This window comes from Egibacter rhizosphaerae, assembly GCF_004322855.1.
Taxonomy (GTDB): domain Bacteria; phylum Actinomycetota; class Nitriliruptoria; order Euzebyales; family Egibacteraceae; genus Egibacter; species Egibacter rhizosphaerae.
This window is the reverse complement of the sequence record NZ_CP036402.1, coordinates 2,108,936-2,126,450: the sequence shown is the minus strand read 5'-3', so window position 1 is coordinate 2,126,450 and position 17,515 is coordinate 2,108,936. Positions and strand designations below refer to the sequence as shown.

General features: G+C 75.7%; 11 protein-coding genes and 1 riboswitch. Of the genes, 8 read left to right on the top strand and 3 right to left on the bottom strand.

All coding sequences use genetic code 11. The annotated features are described in order from the left end of the window. Positions 1 to 3: 3 nt before the first annotated feature. The 3 genes from ER308_RS09840 to ER308_RS09830 all read right to left on the bottom strand — a co-directional run bounded on the left by ER308_RS09840 (position 4) and on the right by ER308_RS09830 (position 4,198). A complete protein-coding gene (locus tag ER308_RS09840) occupies positions 4 to 1,500 on the bottom strand; it encodes a nitronate monooxygenase (protein WP_205745992.1) in 1,497 nt (498 codons plus the stop codon). Between the two features lie 301 nt (positions 1,501 to 1,801). Then, positions 1,802 to 3,766 (bottom strand): alpha/beta hydrolase family protein, encoded by a 1,965-nt coding sequence (locus tag ER308_RS09835; RefSeq protein ID WP_131154824.1) that lies wholly within the window; start codon positions 3,764 to 3,766, stop codon positions 1,802 to 1,804. 51 nt (positions 3,767 to 3,817) lie between these two features. Further along, the gene (locus ER308_RS09830; protein ID WP_165491966.1) at positions 3,818 to 4,198 is read right to left on the bottom strand and encodes a transglutaminase-like domain-containing protein; all 381 of its coding nucleotides are present in this window, start codon (positions 4,196 to 4,198) and stop codon (positions 3,818 to 3,820) included. Positions 4,199 to 4,389: 191 nt separating this feature from the next. Then, positions 4,390 to 4,511: riboswitch (cobalamin riboswitch) on the top strand. A 165-nt stretch (positions 4,512 to 4,676) separates the two neighbouring features. Here ER308_RS09830 and cbiB point away from each other — a divergent pair. From cbiB to cobI, 8 genes are read left to right on the top strand one after another with little or no spacing between them, the layout of a single operon-like run. Beyond that, the gene (cbiB, locus tag ER308_RS09825) at positions 4,677 to 5,747 is read left to right on the top strand and encodes an adenosylcobinamide-phosphate synthase CbiB (RefSeq protein ID WP_131154822.1); all 1,071 of its coding nucleotides are present in this window, start codon (positions 4,677 to 4,679) and stop codon (positions 5,745 to 5,747) included. After that, positions 5,744 to 7,306: a cobyric acid synthase gene (locus tag ER308_RS09820; RefSeq protein WP_131154821.1), complete on the top strand. Its 1,563-nt coding sequence runs from the start codon at positions 5,744 to 5,746 to the stop codon at positions 7,304 to 7,306. The genes cbiB and ER308_RS09820 overlap by 4 nt, the downstream gene beginning before the upstream one ends. After that, a complete protein-coding gene (cobN, locus tag ER308_RS09815; protein ID WP_205745991.1) occupies positions 7,303 to 11,226 on the top strand; it encodes a cobaltochelatase subunit CobN in 3,924 nt (1,307 codons plus the stop codon). The genes ER308_RS09820 and cobN overlap by 4 nt, the downstream gene beginning before the upstream one ends. After that, positions 11,223 to 13,529: a VWA domain-containing protein gene (locus ER308_RS09810; protein WP_131154820.1), complete on the top strand. Its 2,307-nt coding sequence runs from the start codon at positions 11,223 to 11,225 to the stop codon at positions 13,527 to 13,529. Before cobN ends, ER308_RS09810 begins: the two co-directional genes overlap by 4 nt. Beyond that, on the top strand, positions 13,526 to 14,128 hold the full coding sequence (gene cobO, locus ER308_RS09805; protein WP_131154819.1) for a cob(I)yrinic acid a,c-diamide adenosyltransferase: 603 nt from the start codon (positions 13,526 to 13,528) through the stop codon (positions 14,126 to 14,128). Before ER308_RS09810 ends, cobO begins: the two co-directional genes overlap by 4 nt. Beyond that, entirely contained in the window at positions 14,125 to 15,321 is a 1,197-nt protein-coding gene (locus ER308_RS09800; RefSeq protein WP_165491965.1) for an alkaline phosphatase family protein, read from the top strand. The genes cobO and ER308_RS09800 overlap by 4 nt, the downstream gene beginning before the upstream one ends. Then, a complete protein-coding gene (locus ER308_RS09795; protein WP_131154817.1) occupies positions 15,318 to 16,736 on the top strand; it encodes a cobyrinic acid a,c-diamide synthase CobB in 1,419 nt (472 codons plus the stop codon). Before ER308_RS09800 ends, ER308_RS09795 begins: the two co-directional genes overlap by 4 nt. Continuing rightward, a complete protein-coding gene (cobI, locus tag ER308_RS09790) occupies positions 16,733 to 17,473 on the top strand; it encodes a precorrin-2 C(20)-methyltransferase (RefSeq protein ID WP_131154816.1) in 741 nt (246 codons plus the stop codon). The genes ER308_RS09795 and cobI overlap by 4 nt, the downstream gene beginning before the upstream one ends. The last annotated feature ends 42 nt before the right edge of the window (positions 17,474 to 17,515 follow it).

Sequence of the window (17,515 nt, the reverse complement as noted above, 5' to 3'; positions counted from 1 at the left end):
CGATCAGGCCGGCTGCGTGACCTCCACGCCGAGACGGTGCAGGACGTCCCGCGCCGAGTAGTCCTGCGCACCGTCGGGCACGAACCGAGCGACGTGCACGAGGTCGTCCCCGGAGGTCACGATCGGCGCCTCGGTGACGCCCTTGTGGATCTGGGCGAACCCTGCGGTGGCGAGCAGCCCGTTGCACAGGCACTTGCGGCCCTCGGTCTCGGCGACGTCGCCGCCCTTCTTCTCGTAGTCCTCGACCGGCTCGGACGGGCAGCGTTGACCGAGTTTGCCGTCCTCGCGTCGGTAGGTGTGGGTGAGGAAGCCGAGGTCGCAGATGCGCTCGCGCTGCGCGTAGACCTCCGCATCGTCCATGGTCCCCTCCATCTCGGCGACCTTGAACGGGAAGCCGGTGGGGGACGCGTGGGCGTCCGTGCGGACCTTCGCCTCACCCGCAAGGGCCTGCTGCAACAGGCTCTGGCGCAGCGGCTCGCTGATGCCCGACTCCTGGCACATGGCGAAGGCGGTGCCGACCTGGATGCCGCGTGCGCCCACCGACCGGGCGTCCGCGATCGCGCCGGGATGACCCTGCCCGCCCGCGAGCCAGAACGGCAGACCCAGATCGGCCACCTTGTCGAAGTCGACCTCGTCCTTGGCGCCGTAGACGGGCTGTCCCTCGTCGTCGAGCTGCAGGCGTCCTCGCGGCGGGGCGTTGTGGCCGCCGGCCACGTGGGCCTCGACGACGAACCCGTCCGGGCAGGTGACCGGATCGCGGGCGAGCGCCGCCGCGAGCGTCGCGGAACTGACGATCGCCAGGAAGTTGGGGCGTCCGACCTCGATCGGCTCGTGGGCCTCCCCGCTCTTGGGGTCGGTCCACAGCTCCCGCGGGTCGAAGCGCAGGTAGCCGTCCTCGGGGTTCTTCTCGCCCGCGACCTCGACCGCCATCTCGACCACGTCGTGGGTCGCCAGCCGGTCGAGCATCGCGGGGATGTCGCGGGGGATACCCGCACCCATCACGGCCACGTCGACGCCGGCCAGCACCGCCCCGTACAGCGTGGCCGGATTCGGGAGCTTCACCTTGTGCAGCAGGTTCACCCCGACGGGCCCGTCGTGCCCCTCGGCGGCGAGGAAGACCTCCGCGAAGCTCGCGGCGACGGTCAACTCGACCAGCGGCCGCTTCGGCGTGAGGTTCCAGGCGGGCACCGCCTTGTAGGGCTTGCCGGCGGGGCGGCCGCCCTCGACGAAGTAGCGGTCGATGATGCGCTCGCCGACCCCGGGGATCGGGAACGCCTCGAGGGCGCGGCGCATGTGTCCGCCCGGATCGCCGTCCTGCAGTCGGCGGGCGACGACGACGCCGATCGCGGTGCCCGAGACGACGCCCACGCCCCCTGATCGGGCCACCTCCTGGGCGAGCGGCCAGTGGCTGACCGCGACGCCCATGCCGCCCTGGATGATCTCGGGCAGCGGGCCGCGTTCGGCGACGGGTGTGCGGGCAGGGTGGATGGTCGTGCGCACGGTGCCTCCTCGGAAGCGGCTCCGGGGTGGGGTAGGCGCCGGGCTCTGGAGCACCTACGCAAGCGTAGCTTACGGGTCCGTAGCCTACGCCAGCGTAGGTGGTGCGCAAACGTGGTTTCGGCGCTGAATGGCCGCAGATTTCGCTCGCTTCCGCGCCACCGGCGGGTTTCTCGGTCCCGCCCTCGAGGGTGTGCGCGCTCACCGCACGCCCCCGCGGAAGTTCACGCGTGGACGCGTCCCCACAGCCACTGGTGGAAGGTGTCGTCGCCGGCGGCCCAGAGCCCTCCACCCACGGCGAGGCTCACGCCCCGCGCAACGATACGCGCGGAAGGTCGGGCGGGTGCTCGAGGCCGAACACCTGTAGGTAGAACGACAGCTCGGCCTCGAGCGCGGCGATCTGGTTCTCGGCCTTGCGGAAGCCGTGCTGCTCGTCCGGGAAGGCGACGTACGCGTGCGGGATTCCGCGCTCGGCGAGGGCGGCGACCATCGCCTCCGCCTGCGACGGGGGCACCACGAGGTCCTCGAGGCCCTGCAGCAGGATGATCGGACAGCTCGCCTGCCCGGCGTGCTGCAACGGTGAGCGCGCGTCGTAGACGTCGCGCCGCTCGGGGAACGGTGCGATCAGGCCGTCGAGGTAGCGGGACTCGAACTTGTGGGTCTCCTCGGCGAGCAGGGCGGGATCGGCGACGCCGAAGTGGCTCGCGCCGGCCGCGAAGGTGTCGGTGAACGTCAGCGCGCAGAGCGTCGTGTAGCCGCTCGCGCTGCCGCCGCGGATGGCCAGACGTGTCGGGTCGGCGTCCCCGCGTTCGGCGAGGAACCGTGCGGAGGAAGCGCAGTCGTCGACGTCGGCGAGGCCCCATCGTCCCTTGAGCGCGTCACGGTAGGCCCGTCCGAAACCCGTGCTGCCGCGATAGTTCACGTCCGCGACGGCGAAGCCGCGGCTGGTCCAGAACGCCGTCGACAACGACAGCGACGGCGGGCTGTGGCCGGTCGGGCCGCCGTGGCTCGTGACGATCGCCGGGGGCCGTTCTCCCTCCGGGCCCCGGTGCGTCGGGCTCGTCGGTGGGTAGACGAAGGCCTGGGTCCGCTCTCCGTCCCCGGTCGGCAGCCACACCGATTCGGGCTCGGGCAGCCAGTCCGGATCGACCGGCAGGTCGCGGGAGCGATGGACGCTGCGTGGCTCACACGTCGAGGCGGCGACGTCCACCTCCACGATCTCCTCGAAGAGCCGGGGGGACGCGCCCACGTACCAGAGCCGCCGCCCGTCGGTGGCAAGGCTGCGGCAGACGGTGTGTGCGACCGGCAGCGGCGTGACGGTCCCCGCGGCGGGATCGAGGAGGGCCGGCCGCTCCACGGCGTCCTCGATCCGCACCACGGCGATCCGGCCGTCGTCGAGGAAGGCCGCCGGGGTCTGGCCGAACTGCCACGGCGGCAGGGCGAGGTCGTCGGCGACCGGCGCGAGGTTCTGCGGCTGCCGGTCCGCGGCGGCGTCCGGATCCTCGACCCGGTGGAGGTTCCACCAGCCGGACCGATCGCTCATGAAGTGCAGCGCGCCGTCGGGCGCCCACGTGGGCAGGATCACGCTCTCACCACTGCCGTGGCCGCCGGCGACGGCCGCGGGCCGGGACACGGCGGTCCCCTCGAGCCGTGCGACCCACAGCGTCGTCTCGTCCCAGGGCATGCTGGGGTGGTCCCATCCCACCCAGGCCAGATGCCGCCCGTCGGGGCTGGGCCGCGGGGCGGCGACGAAGTCGTGCCCGCCGGCCAGGCGCGTCGGCGCGCCCTGCCCGTCGGCGGGGACCGCGACGAGCTCGTTGACGACGTCGGTCGCGGCCGGGCCGTGGTGGCGTTCGCGCACGCACAGCAGGTGTCGACGGTCCGCGGTCGGGGTGAGGTCGGCGTAGCGCAGCGCGGCGGGCTCGCTCGGCTCGGGGGTGATCGGTCGCGGCGCCCCTCCCGGGTCGAGGCGGTGGATGCGCTGATCCTCGAACTCGGTGTACCAGCACGTGCCGTCGTCGACCGCGTAGGCGCCGCCGCCGTACTCGTGCACCCGGGTGCGAACGTTCGCCTCCTCAGGAGTGACATCGGCCACCGTGCCGTCCGGGTCGCGGCGCACGATCGCGGTGCGGCCGCCTTCGTCGGGCCGCTGCTCGAGCCACCAGAGGCCGGCCCCGTCGACACGCAGCTCACCGAGGCGGCGCGCTCCCTGCACCACGAGTTCGGGCGAGATCGGTGACTCCCAGGCCCCGTACGGCTCGGTGCGCATCCCGCCCCCTCGACGGTCGGCGACGATCGTGGTCCGATCGCTGCCAGCGTCTCATGGCAGGAGGTCGACGGCCACGCGCAGGCGGTCGAGGGTGAGGTCGCCGGCCGCGGTCGCCCAGGCGATGTCCCCGCCGTCGCGCCCCGTGGCGACGCGCACGACCGTGTCCACCGGAGCGAGGCCGGTCGGGTCGAGCTGCCGCCACCCGAGCCCGTCGTGGGCCTCCACGACCGCGTGGAAGTCCGGGGGGTCGAGGCGGGGCGCGTAGACCCCCACCACGCGGGCGGGCACGCCGAGTCCGCGGAGCAGGCTCGTGGCCAGGTGCGCGTGGTCGCGGCACACCCCGGTACGCCGCAGCAGCACCGTGTCGGCCGCCGCCTCGGGGGACGAGTCCTCGCGGTCGTAGGCGATGTGGGTGCGCACCCAGCCGCTCACGGCATCGAGCAGCGCTCCGGTGCGGGGCTCGTCGCCGAACAGGGCCGGTCAGAGGACCGCGCCGGCCCCGCGGGGCGGCGCGGACTTGCGGATCCTCGCACGTGCGTTAGCTTCGCGTGCACTGTCGAGCCGCCGCGGCGCGCGGCGGCTCGGTCCCGGCCTTCGACGGAGGCCGGGCGGGCGACAGGTACCAGGAAGCCGGTGCGAGTCCGGCGCGGTCCCGCCACTGTGACCGAGGAGCGAACCCGACACGCCACTGCGGCCGCCGCCGTGGGAAGGCCGGGGGAGCAACGATTCGGAAGCCAGGAGACTGACCTGCCGCCCCGATCCCGACCGGGGACGAGGACATCCCCACGGAGGTCTCCATGCAGACGGTCACGGCGTCTCCCACCCCGCACCCATCGACGTCGGGGTTCCCGCCCGGCTGGGTTCACCAGGGGTGGCACGTGCGCGACGTGTTCCGCCGCTGAGGGCGGTCATGTCGCGCGCGCAGCTCGCGCGCGGGCTCGGGGACGGCGCGAGCCGTCGCGGCTGTCCCGACGCCCCGTCGCGCGCCCTCGGGGCGTCCCCGCTCGGACCCACGTCCGGCGCGGGCCCGGTGCTGGGGCTCGCGGTCGGCCTCCTCGCCGATCGCGTCGTGGGCGATCCCCGGCGGGCACACCCCGTCGCGGCGTTCGGTGCCGTCGCGACGGCGGTGGAGCACCGCCTGTGGCGCGATGCGCGTTCGGCGGGTGCGCTCCACGTCGTGTTGCTCGTCGGGGCCCCGGCCGCGGCGAGTCATCTGGTCGGACGCTGGCTGGAGCGCCGGGCGGCAGCCGCGTCGCTGACGTGGCTCGCCGCGGCGCTCGCGATCGCGCTCGGGGCCCGGTCGCTCGAGGAGGAGGGGCGCGCGGTCGGTGACGCGCTGGCCGCCGGGGACCTCGCCTCCGCGCGTGCGCGCCTGCCCGCCCTCTGCGGGCGCGACCCGGCACCGCTCGACGCGGCAGGCCTCGCCGCCGCCGCCGCGGAGTCGGTCGCGGAGAACACGGCGGACGCGGTCGCCGGACCGCTCGTGTGGGCTGCGATCGGCGGGCCCGCCGGCGTGGTGGCGCACCGGGCGGCGAACACGCTCGACGCGATGGTCGGGCACCGCTCGGCCCGCTACCAGCGGTTCGGGCAGCCCGCCGCTCGGCTGGACGACGCGCTGGGGTGGCTGCCCGCCCGGATGACGACGAGCGCGTTCATCGCGATCGCCCCGCTCTTCGGGGGCTCGCCGGCGGTCGCCGCTCGCGTCGTGCGGCGCGACGCGGCGCGCCACCCCAGTCCCAACGCGGGCCCCTGCGAAGCCGCGATGGCCGGTGCGCTCGACGTCCGGCTGGGCGGCGAGGTGCGCTACCCCGGAGTGGCCCGGGTCCAGCAACGAGGACCGCTCGGCGACGGCCGCGCCCCGGGCGCGGAGGACGTGCGCCGGGCCGTGGCGCTCTCGCGGGCGGCGGGCCTGGTGATCGCGGTGCTGACCGGGGTCGTGCTCGCGGCTCGTGACCGTGCCCGGCACGGAGGTGGCCCGTGAGCGGGGGGCTCCTGGTCACCGGCACCTCCTCGGACGCGGGCAAGTCCCTCGTCACCGCGGGAATCTGCCGCTGGCTGGCACGCTGCGGGCTCCGTGTGGCGCCGTTCAAGGCGCAGAACATGGCCCTGAACTCCGCCGTCGCCGCCGATGGTGCAGAGATCGGTCGCGCCCAGGCGCTGCAGGCCGCCGCCGCCGGCGCGCCCACCGAGGCGGCGATGAACCCGGTCCTGCTGAAGCCCACCGGGGAGCGCACGAGCCAGGTCGTCGTCCTGGGACGCCCCGACGGGATCGCCGGCGCGCAGGACTACCAGCAACGAAAGACGCGCCTGGCCGGGGTGGTGGCCGAGTCACTCGCGGACCTGCGCGCACGCTACGACGTCGTCGTGTGCGAGGGCGCGGGCAGCCCCGCCGAGATCAACCTCCGCCACGCGGACCTCGCGAACCTCGGCCTCGCCCGCGCCGCGGACCTGCCGGTCGTGCTCGTCGGCGACATCGACCGCGGCGGCGCGTTCGCCTCGCTCTACGGCACGCTCGCGCTGCTGGAGCCCGCCGACCAGCGGCTGGTCGCCGGGTTCCTGCTGAACAAGTTCCGCGGGGACCCGGAGGTGCTCGCCCCCGGCCTCGAGCAGCTCGCGGCGCTCACCGGGCGCCGCGTGCTGGGCACCCTGCCGTGGCTCGAGGGCGCCTGGCTCGACGTCGAGGACTCCCTCACCCTCGAGGCGCGCGAGGTCCTCGCGCAGCCACCGGTCGGCGACGAGGGCCTCGACGTGGCGGTCGCGCGGCTGCCACGGATGAGCAACTTCACCGACCTCGATCCGCTCGCGTGCGAGCCCGGCGTCGACGTGCGCTTCACCACCCGGGCCGACGAGCTCGCGAACGCCGACCTGGCGGTCATCCCCGGTTCGAAGGCGACCGTGGACGACCTCGCGTTCTGTCGGGAGCGCGGCCTCGCCCGGGCGGTGGTCGAGCGCGCCCGGCGGGGCGCCCCCGTGCTCGGCCTCTGCGGCGGCTACCAGATGCTCGGGCGCGCCATCATCGACGACGTCGAGTCGGCGGCCGGTCGCGTGGAGGGGCTCGGCCTCCTCCCGATCGACACGCGCTTCTGGGCCGAGAAGCACACGACGTGGCGAGTGGGCACGAGCCCGCTGTTCGGCGGCGTCCCCGCGGGGGGTTACGAGATCCGCCACGGCCGCGTCTCCTCGGACGGCGACCCGTGGCTCGTGAGCGACGACGGGGAGGTCGAGGGCTGCGTCGCCGGGGCGGTGCTCGGCACGAGCTGGCACGGACTGCTGGAGCACGACGCGCTCCGCCGCCGGCTGCTCGGCTGGGTCGCCGACCGTCGCGGTCGGGCGTTCGTTCCTGGCGAGGTGTCCTTCGAGGCGGTCCGGGAGCGCCACCTCGACCGGCTCGGCGACCTCGTGGCCGACCACGCCGACACCGCCGCCTTGCGCGCCCTGGTCGTCCACGGCGCACCGGCCGACCTGCCGGTGGTCCCCCCCGCTCCGGCCGTCCCCACCACCGACTCCCCCCACAACTCCTCCCACGAGGTGTCCGCGTGATCACCCTGCTCACCACGGCCGACACCGAGCTGCTCGCTGCCGCACGGGCCGCGGACCTGCTCCCCCCGGAGGCACCGACGCTGTCCGCGCGCAACCCGGTGCGCGATCTGCCCGGCGCCGGCGACGTCGATGCGCTGCTCGCGCAGGCACCCGACGTCGTCGTCGTCCGGCTGCTCGGCGGACGTCGCGCCTGGCCCGACGGGCTGGACCGGCTCGCCGCGGGGTGCCGCGAGTCGGACGTGCCGCTCGTGGCCGTCAGCGGCGAGGCGGAGGCCGACGCGGAGCTCACCGCGCTGTCGACCGCTCCGCCCGAGGTGACCGCGGAGGTGTTCCGCTACCTCACCGAGGGCGGGGTCGCGAACACCGCGCAGCTGGTGCGCTATATCGCCGACCGGCTGCTCGGCCACGGCCTGGGCCACGCGCCCCCCGAGCCCTTGCCCGAGGACGGCATCTGGGACCACCGCGCGGCCGGTCCCGACGGTGACCTGATCGACGCGGGCGAGGCCGACGCGCGCCTCGACCCCGCGCGTCCGACCGTGGGGATCGTCTTCTACCGCACCCACTGGATGAGCGGGAACACCGAGTTCGTCGCCGAGCTCTGCGCACGGCTCGAGGCCGCCGGCGCCAACGCGCTCCCCGTGGTCACCGCGACGCTCAGGCCCCGCGCGGACGGGCACGGCGACCGGCGGGTCCCGGCGCTCGACCTGGTCGCCGGGCGGGTCGACGCGCTCGTCGTGACCGTGCTCGCCAGCGGCGGCCGTGGTGCGGCCGACCTCGACGCCGGCGGGGGTGCCCTGAGCGAGGACGCCTGGGACGCCGGCGCGCTCGCCGAACTCGACGTGCCGATCGTGCAGGCCCTGTGCCTGACCTCGTCCCGGGCCGCGTGGGAGGCGAGCGACCAGGGCGTCTCGCCGATGGACACCGCCATGCAGGTCGCGGTGCCCGAGTTCGACGGGCGGCTGGTGACCGTGCCCGCCTCCTTCAAGGAGCTCGGCAGCGAAGGCGTGCCGCGCTACGTGCCCGACAGCGAGCGCTGCGGGCGGGTCGCGGGGATCGCGACGCGACTGGCACGGCTGCGGCACGCCGCGAACGCCGACAAGCGCGTCGCGGTCGTGCTGTCGAACTACCCGACCCGGCACAGCCGCATCGGCAACGGCGTGGGGCTCGACACGCCCGCCAGCGCCGCACGGCTGCTCGACGCGCTGACCGCGGCGGGCTACGACACCGGCGATTGGGGCACCGGCCACTGGGCGCCCGAGCCCGCCTCGACCCCGCCGCCCGACGCGGCCTCGACCCCGCCCCCCGACGCGGGGCGGGCCGCGGAGGACGAGGTCGAGCTCGCCGACCCCCGCGGCGACGCGCTCGTGCACGCGCTGATCGCCGCAGGCGGGTTCGACGAGGAGTTCCTCACCGAGGAGCAGCTCGCGCGCATCCCCTACCGCCTGGGCCGTGACCGCTACACCGAACTGCTCGGGGGGTTGCCCGACGACCTCGTCGCGGCCGTGACCGCGCAGTGGGGCGACGCGCCCGGCGAGATCCACGCCCACGAGGGGACGCTCTGCTTCGCCGGGCTGGCCTTCGGCAACGTCCTGCTCGCGATCCAGCCGCCCCGCGGGTTCGGCGAGGACCCGGTGGCCATCTACCACGACCCGGATCTGCCGCCGACGCACCACTACCTCGGCTTCTACCGCTGGCTCGACGCGGACTGGGGCGCGGACGCGGTCGTGCACCTCGGCAAGCACGGCACGCTCGAGTGGCTGCCCGGCAAGAGCCTCGGTCTGTCGGCGTCGTGCGCGCCGGACGCGGCGCTCGGCGACCTGCCGCTCGTCTACCCGTTCGTCGTCGACGACCCCGGCGAAGGCACGCAGGCCAAACGCCGAGCGCACGCGACCATCGTCGATCACCTCGTCCCGCCGATGACGCGCGCGGACACCTACGACGAGCTCACCCGCCTCGAGCAGCTGCTCGACGAGTACGAGCACGTGAAGGCGATGGATCCGGCGAAGGCGCCGGCCCTGCGCGGCGAGATGTGGCAGGTGATGCGCGCGATCCAGCTCGACGCGGACCTGCGGCACCGCGCGCCCCACCTCGTGCCGGACGAGGCCGCGGACGCCGAGTCCATCGAGCCGGGCTCGTTCGAGGACTTGCTCGTCGAGGTCGACGGTTACCTCTGCGAGCTCAAGGACACCCAGATCCGCGGCGGGCTGCACGTGCTCGGCGCCGCGCCCGAGGGGGACACGCGACGCGACCTCGCCCTCGCGATCCTGCGGCTGCCCCAGGCCGGGCTGCCGGGTCTGCGTCAGGCGCTCGCCGCCGCGCTCGGCCTCGACGAGGCCAAACTGCTCGACGCCCCGGGTCAGCCCGTCGACCCGCCGCCCGCGCTCGCCGAGCGGGGTGAGCCGGTCCGCACGGCCGGCGATCTCGTCGACCGGCTGGAGGACGTCGCCCGCGACCTGCTCGACGGGCTCGCAGCCCGGGACTGGGACACGCGTGAGGCCGGCTCGGTGCTCGACGCGGTGCTGCCCCTGCCGACGGGCGACGCTCGGGAGGAGGTCGAGGCCGTGCTCCGCCTCGCCGGGGACCAGGTCGTCCCGCGGCTCGCCGCGACCGACCGCGAGCTCGCCCGCTGTGTCAGCGCGCTCGACGGGCGCTTCGTGCCGTCCGGACCCTCCGGCGCGCCCACCCGCGGGCGCCTCGACGTGCTGCCCACCGGCAAGAACTTCTACGGCGTCGATCCGAAGGCGTTGCCGAGCGAGCTGTCCTGGCAGGTCGGCCAGCGCCTGGCTGACGACCTCGTCCGCCGCCACCTCGACGAGACCGGCGAGTACCCCACCGCCGTCGGGCTGATCGTGTGGGGGACCGCGGCGATGCGCACCCACGGCGACGACCTCGCCGAGATCCTCGCGCTGCTCGGCGTGCGGCCGGTGTGGAACCGCGAGTCGCGGCGCGTGACCGGGCTGGAGCTGATCGGCCCGGCCGAGCTCGGCCGGCCCCGCGTCGACGTGACCGCACGGATCAGCGGGTTCTTCCGCGATGCCTTCCCCCACCTGGTGGAGCTCGTCGACGACGCGGTGCAGCTCGCCGCCGACGCGACCGACGAGCCGCCCGAGCAGAACCCGATCGCCGCGCGCGTCGCCGCCGACGAGCTCGCCGGGGTTCCGCGCCGCCGCGCGACCGCGCGAGTGTTCGGGTCGAAGCCGGGTGCCTACGGCGCGGGGCTGTTGCCCCTGGTCGACGCGGGCAACTGGTCGACCGACGCCGATCTCGCCGAGGTCTACGCGACCTGGGGCGGTTACGCGTACGGCCGGGGCCTGGACGGCGAGCCGGCGCGGTCGGACATGGAGCGCGTGTTCTCGCGCCTCGAGGTCGCGGTCAAGAACACCGACACGCGCGAGCACGACCTCTACGACGCCGACGACTACTTCCAGTATCACGGCGGGATGGTCGCCACGGTCCGCGCGCTGACGGGCGCGAGCCCGCGCGCCTACGTCGGGGACTCCTCGGATCCCGCCCGCGTGGCGACCCGCGACCTCGCCGAGGAGACCGCGCGCGTGTTCCGGTCGCGGGTGGTGAACCCGAAGTGGATCGAGGGGATGCGCCGCCACGGCTACAAGGGCGCGTTCGAGATGGCCGCGACCGTCGACTACCTCTTCGGCTACGACGCGACCAGCGGGGTCGTGGACGACTGGATGTACGAGCGGTTGGCCGAGGCCTACGTCTTCGACGAGCAGGTCGCCGAGTTCACGCGCGAGTCGAACCCGTGGGCCCGCCGCGCGATCACCGAGCGGCTGCTCGAGGCGGCCGACCGCGGGCTCTGGTCCGCACCGGACCCGGACACGCTCGCCGGCCTCCGGGACGTGGCGCTGGCGATGGAAGCCGAACTCGAGGACCGCACCGCCGGCGAGGGGGATGCCCGATGACCGCACCGTACCCGTTCACCGCGATCGTCGGCGCGGACGACCTGCGCCTCGCGCTGGCGCTCTCCGCCGTGGACCCGGGGGTGGGCGGCGTGCTGGTCCGCGGTGAGAAGGGCACCGCGAAGTCGACCGCGGCCCGCGGGCTGGCCACCCTGCTGCCCGACGTCCCCGTGGTCGACGGCTGCCGCTTCGCCTGCGACCCGCAGCGCCCCGACGCCGACTGCCCGGACGGCCCGCACGCGGCCGACGTCGGCGCGCGGCAGCGTCCGGCGCGGCTCGTGGAGCTGCCCGTGGGGGCGAGCGAGGATCGACTCGTCGGCTCCATCGACCTCGAACGCGCCCTCGCCGAGGGCGCGCGACGGTTCGAGCCGGGGCTGCTCGCGAGCGCGCACCGGGGCGTGCTCTACGTCGACGAGGTCAACCTCCTCGGCGACCACCTCGTCGACGCGCTGCTCGATGCCTCCGCCAGCGGGGTGTGCACCGTCGAGCGCGAGGGCGTCAGCGTCCGCCACGCTGCCCGGTTCCAGCTCATCGGGTCGATGAACCCCGAGGAGGGCGAGCTGCGCCCGCAGCTGCTCGACCGGTTCGGCCTGTCGGTAGATGTGCGCGCGAGCCGCGAGCCGGCCGAACGCGCCGAGGTGGTCCGCCGGCGGCTCGCGCACGAGGCCGATCCGGAGGGCTTCGCGGCCGCGTGGCAGGAGGAGGAGGCCGCGCTCGCGGTCGCGCTGGCGGCCGCGCGCGATCGGCTGGCCCATGTGCGTCTGGGCGACCGTGCACTCGAGGCGGTCGTGGCCGCCTGCACCGCGGTCGAGGTCGACGGGTTGCGCGCCGACGTCGTGACCGCTCGCGCCGCGGTCGCCCACGCCGCCTGGGCCGGCAGGGAGGAGGTCGCGGTCGCCGACGTGCGCGCCGCGGCGCGCCTCGCCCTGCCGCACCGACGGCGCCGAGGCCCCTTCGAGGAGCCGGGCCTCGACGACGACACCCTCGACGAGGCGTTGCGCGAGCACGCGGAAGCCGAGGCGGAGGCGAGCGACGAGCGCACGGGCGGCCCGGGCGAGCCGGAGGGTGGTACGGAGAGCCGCGCATCCGCGGGTAACCGTTCGGCGGGTCCGGGGGAGGCCGGCGACGCGGGCGGTGACCGCGCGGGCGAGCCGGAGGCTGGTACGGAGAGCCGCGCATCCGCGGGTAACCGTTCGGCGGGTCCGGGGGAGGCCGACGGCGCGGGCGGTGACCGCGCGGGCGAGCCGGAGGCTGGTACGGAAAGCCGCGCATCCGCGGGTAACCGTTCGGCGGGTCGGGAGGAGGCGGGTACTGCGGGCCAGGCGGGGGAGGCGGATACGGCAGGGGCAGCGGGTACGGCGGGGGGCGAGGCCGCCACCCGGGTGCTGCCGGCCGGTGAGCGATTCCAGCCGGTACGGCTCGAGGCCGCGGGCGGCGGCCGTCTCGGCGGTGGGCCCGCAGTGGAAGGACGGCGGAGCCCGGCCCCTTCCGAACACGGTCGTCACACCGGGGCTCGGCGGCCCGTCGACCCCGCCCGCCCCGTGCGGGACGTGGACCTGCCGGCCAGCCTCCGTGCGGCGGCCCCCCGGCTCGCTGCCCGTGCGGCCGCCGAACGCGTCGAGGCCCCCACGCAACAGCGTGGCCGCGGTGCGGCCGTCGCCCTGCGGCCGGGCGACCTGCGCGAGAAGGTCCGCGAGGGCCGCGAGGGCAACCTCGTCCTGTTCGTGGTCGACGCGAGCGGCTCGATGGCCGCCCGGCGCCGGATGACGGCGGTGAAGGGGGCGGCCCTCAGCCTGCTCGCCGACGCCTACCAGCGGCGCGACACCGTAGGCGTCGTCGTGTTCCGCGGTGACGACGCCGAGGTCGCGCTCCCCCCGACGACCTCGGTCGAGCGGGCCGCGGCGAGGCTCGAGGACCTGCCCACCGGCGGCCGCACCCCGCTGGCGAGCGGTCTCGAGCGCGCCGCCGACGTGATCGCCGTCGCCCGGCGCCGGGAGCCGCGCCGCCGGCCGCTGCTCGTGCTGCTCACCGACGGGCGCGCGACGTCGGCGCGCGAGGACGGTGACCCGGTCGCCGCGGCCCGAGACGCCGCCGCCGGCCTCGCGGCCCAGGGCGTGCCCGGCGTCGTGGTCGACACCGAGCAGGGTCGTCTGCGGCTGCGGCTCGCCGCCCCCCTGGCGGCAGTGCTCGGCGCGCCCTGCATCCGCCTCGACGAGCTCGCGAGCGGCGCGCTCGCGGGGGTGGTGCGGACCGCGACGGGCCGCACCACCGACCGGTCCACCACCCACAGGAGGGCTCCGAGATGACGACCGAGCCGACGGAGAAGACGGCGCTGTCCGGCGCCGACGAGATCACCCTGCGCAAGCGTGACCGACCGCTCGTGCTCGTCAACACCGGGAACGGCAAGGGCAAGTCGACGTCATCGTTCGGGGTCATCCAGCGCGGATGGGCGCAGGGATGGCACGTCGGCGTCTACCAGTTCGTGAAGTCGGCGAAGTGGCCGACCGGCGAGCAGCGTGCCGCCGCCGCACTCGACGCGTCCGAGGACGGCGGTCGCATCAGCTGGTTCAAGGGGGGCGACGGATGGACGTGGCTGTCCCGCGACCTGGAGCACTCCGCCGACCTCGCCCGGGAGGGCTGGGCGGAGGCCAAGCGCCGGATCGAGGACGCCACCTATCGCCTCATCGTCCTCGACGAGTTCACGTACCCGATGACGTTCGGCTGGGTCGACACCGACGAGGTGGTCGACACGATCGCGAATCGCCCCGGCTTCCAGCACGTGCTCGTCACCGGGCGGGACGCGCCGCAGCAACTCGTCGACCTCGCCGACCTCGTGAGCGAGGTCCACAAGGTGAAGCATCCGTTCGACGACGGCCACAAGGGCCAGAAGGGCATCGAGTGGTGAGGCCGAACGACCACACCGCGGACGCTGGCCACGCGCCGGCCCCCGCCGGTCCGCTCGTCGTCGCGGTGCCCGACGGCGCGCCCGACGACCTCGGTGCGGCGGACCGCGACGGGCGGCCCACGACGCTCGAGCTCGCCGCCACCCCCGCGCTCGACGACCTCGTCGCGTCAGGCCGGCCGCGGCGGGTCACGACGATCCCCGAGGGATTGCCCGCCGGTACCGAGGTCGGGCTCGCCGGGCTCCTGGGGCTCACGGTCGACGAGCCCGCGGCGCGCGGCCGTCTCGAGGCTGCCGCTTGCGGTGAGCCGCTCGAGGCGGGGGAGGCCGCCTGGCGGCTCGACCTCGATCCCCCCGAGGCGCCCCCTGCCGACGCGGTCGCGGCGATCGGCCGCGCACTGGCCGCCAGGGGCGCGCGGGTCCGCGCGCTCGGAGGGCACCGGCTGCTGCTCGTGGGACCGGCGGCCTGGGGTGACGGGCCGCCCGGCCCTCACCAGACCGGTGAGCCGCTCGAGAACCTGGTCGGCGGTCCGCTCGCGGAGGCAGCGGAGGCCGCGGCCTGCGCGCTGCGCCGTTCGGGGGTCGACGCGCGCGTCTGGCCCTGGGGTCGTGTCGGCGGAGCCCACGGGTCGGCGCCGGCGGTGCTCGGACGCGAGGTCGACGTCGTCGCCGGGAGCCCGGCGGCGGCGGGGCTCGCGGCGCTGGCGGGCGCCTCGGTGCATCAGGTCCCGACCGCCGCCCTCGACACCGGGGAGATCGCCGCGCTCGTCCGCGAGGCACCCTCCGACGCGATGTTGCTGGTCCACGACGGACGACCGGACGAGGCCGCGCACGCGGGCGAGCCACCGGCGAAGGTCGCTGCCGTCGAGACCTTCGACGCCACGATCGTCGCGCCCGTGGCCGCCGCGTTGCGCGAGCGTGGCGCCGGCTCGCTGCTCGTGTGCGCCGATCACGGCTGCGACCCCGCGACCCGGTCGCACACCCGGGCGCCGGTGCCCGCTGTGACCTGGCACCCCGCTGCCCGCACGTCCCGGGAAGGGGAGGCCGCCCCGCGGGCCACCGAGCGTGCCGTCGCCGCGCTGCCGGCCGAGCCGGTGGCCGAACTCGTCGCGGCACTCGCGGGCGGGTCCCTGCGGACGCGCGGGGCGCTGGCAGGCGCCACGGGCCCTCGAGGCGGGGGGGTGGTGGCGTCATGAGCCTCACGATCCCGCGGTTGGTGGTCGCCGGCACCCATTCGGGGGTCGGCAAGACCACGGTCGCGACCGGGCTGATGGCCGCGTTCGCCGACCGTGGACGCAGGGTCACGTCGTTCAAGGTGGGTCCGGACTTCATCGACCCGAGCTACCACCGGCTCGCGACCGGCCGCCCCGCCCGCAACCTCGACGCGGTGCTGTCCGGCGCGGACCGTCTCGCCCCGCTCTTCGCGCACGGTGCCCGCGACGCCGACATCGCGGTCGTCGAGGGTGTCATGGGGTTGTTCGACGGAGCGGCGCGCCCGCTGCCCGAAGCGGGCGACACCGGGCCGGGCGCGCCGGCCTCCACCGCCCACGTCGCGCGGCTGCTCGACGCCCCGATCGTGCTCGTGGTCGACGCGGGCGCGCTCAGCACCTCGGTGGCGGCGATCGTGCACGGGTTCGTGAGCTTCGATCCCGCGCTGCGCGTCGCCGGGGTGGTCTGCAACCGGGTGGGCTCCGAGCGCCACGCCCAGTTGCTCGCCGAGGCCCTCGATCCCTTGGGGGTGCCCATGCTCGGGACCCTGCCGGTCGACGAGCGGATCGCCGCGCCCTCGAAGCATCTCGGGCTCGTGCCCGCCGCGGAGCGGGACGCCGACGCTCGCCGCGCGGTCGGCTCCCTCGGCCAGCGGCTCGCCGAGCGGCTCGACCTCGAGCGCGTCGAACGCATCGCGGCCGACGCCCCGCCGGTGCACGATCCGGCGTGGGACCCCGCGGAGGCCGTCGACGGCGAGGTCCCGCACGAGCGTGCCCCGGGGCCCGCGCCGCGGGTCGCGGTCGCGGGAGGCCCCGCCTTCACGTTCACCTACCCCGAGCACCGTGAGTTGCTCGCCGCCGCGGGAGCCGACGTCCTCGACGTCGACCCGGTCCGCGATCCACGCCTGCCCGAGGGCACGGACGCACTGGTGGTCGGCGGCGGCTTCCCGGAGACCTACGCCGACGAACTGTCGGCGAACGCGACCCTGCGGGCGGAGGTCGCCGCCCTCGCGGCCCGGGATGCGCCGATCCTGGCGGAGTGCGGCGGGCTGCTGTACCTCGCGCGTGCCCTCGACGGACGGGAGATGTGCGGCGTGCTGCCGGCCGAGGCGGCCATGACCGAGAAGCTCGTGCTCGGCTACCGTGAGGCGACGGCCGCCACCGACTCGGTCGCGTGGCACGCCGGGGAGCGCAGCCGCGGCCACGAGTTCCACCGGACCCGCATCGCCCCCGGCGTGGGCGCGCAGCCCGCGTGGCACCTCGACGACCGCCCGGAGGGCTTCGTCGCCGGCTCGGTGCACGCGAGCTACTTGCACACCCACTGGTCCGCGACCCCGGCCGTGGCCGCGCGGGTGATGCGAGGAGCCCGCGCGAGGGGCGGCCGGCGGAGGGTGGCGCCGTGAGCGGTTCATGGCTCGTCGGCGTCGGTGTGGGCCCGGGGGACCCGGAGTTGCTCACCGTTCGCGCGGTGCGCACCCTCGCGCGCGCCGACGTCGTGACCGTCCCCGCGAGCCGCGACGGCGGGCCGGGCCGGGCGGAGCAGGTCGTCGCCGCCCACGTCGTGCCCGCGCGCGTCGAGCGGCTCCCGTTCGCGCTCGGTGGCGACGCGAGCGAGCGAGGCCCCGCGGTCGACGAGAGCGCCTCGATCGTCGTCGCACACTTGGACGCTGGCCGCACGGTGACGTTCGCGACGCTCGGGGATCCCCACCTCTACGCGACCTTCACGCCGCTGGCCGCGGAGGTGCACGCGCGGCGCCCCCGGGCGCAGATCTCGAGTGTGCCGGGCATCACCGCCGCGCAGGATCTCGCCTCCCGGACGGGCGCCGTGCTGGCGGTCGGCGACGAATCGCTCACCTGGATCCCGCTCGCGCGCCCGCCCGAGGGCGAGCCCGACAACTGGACCAGGCTCGAGGAGGCGCTCGCGGACGGCGGGCCCGTGGTCGTCTACAAGGCGGGCCGGCACCTCCCGGCGCTGCGCCGCGCGCTCCGGCGTGCCGGTCGCGAGGGGGACGCGGTGGTCGGTTCAGACCTCGGCGGCGTGCACCAACGGCTCGACCTCCCCGACGACGGGCCGGCGCCCTACTTCTCGACGGTGCTCGTGCCGGGCCCGTCCTGCCCCCGAACCGGAGGTGCCTCGTGAGGACGCCCGCCCATGCCAGTAACGGCGTCACGCCCGAGGCCG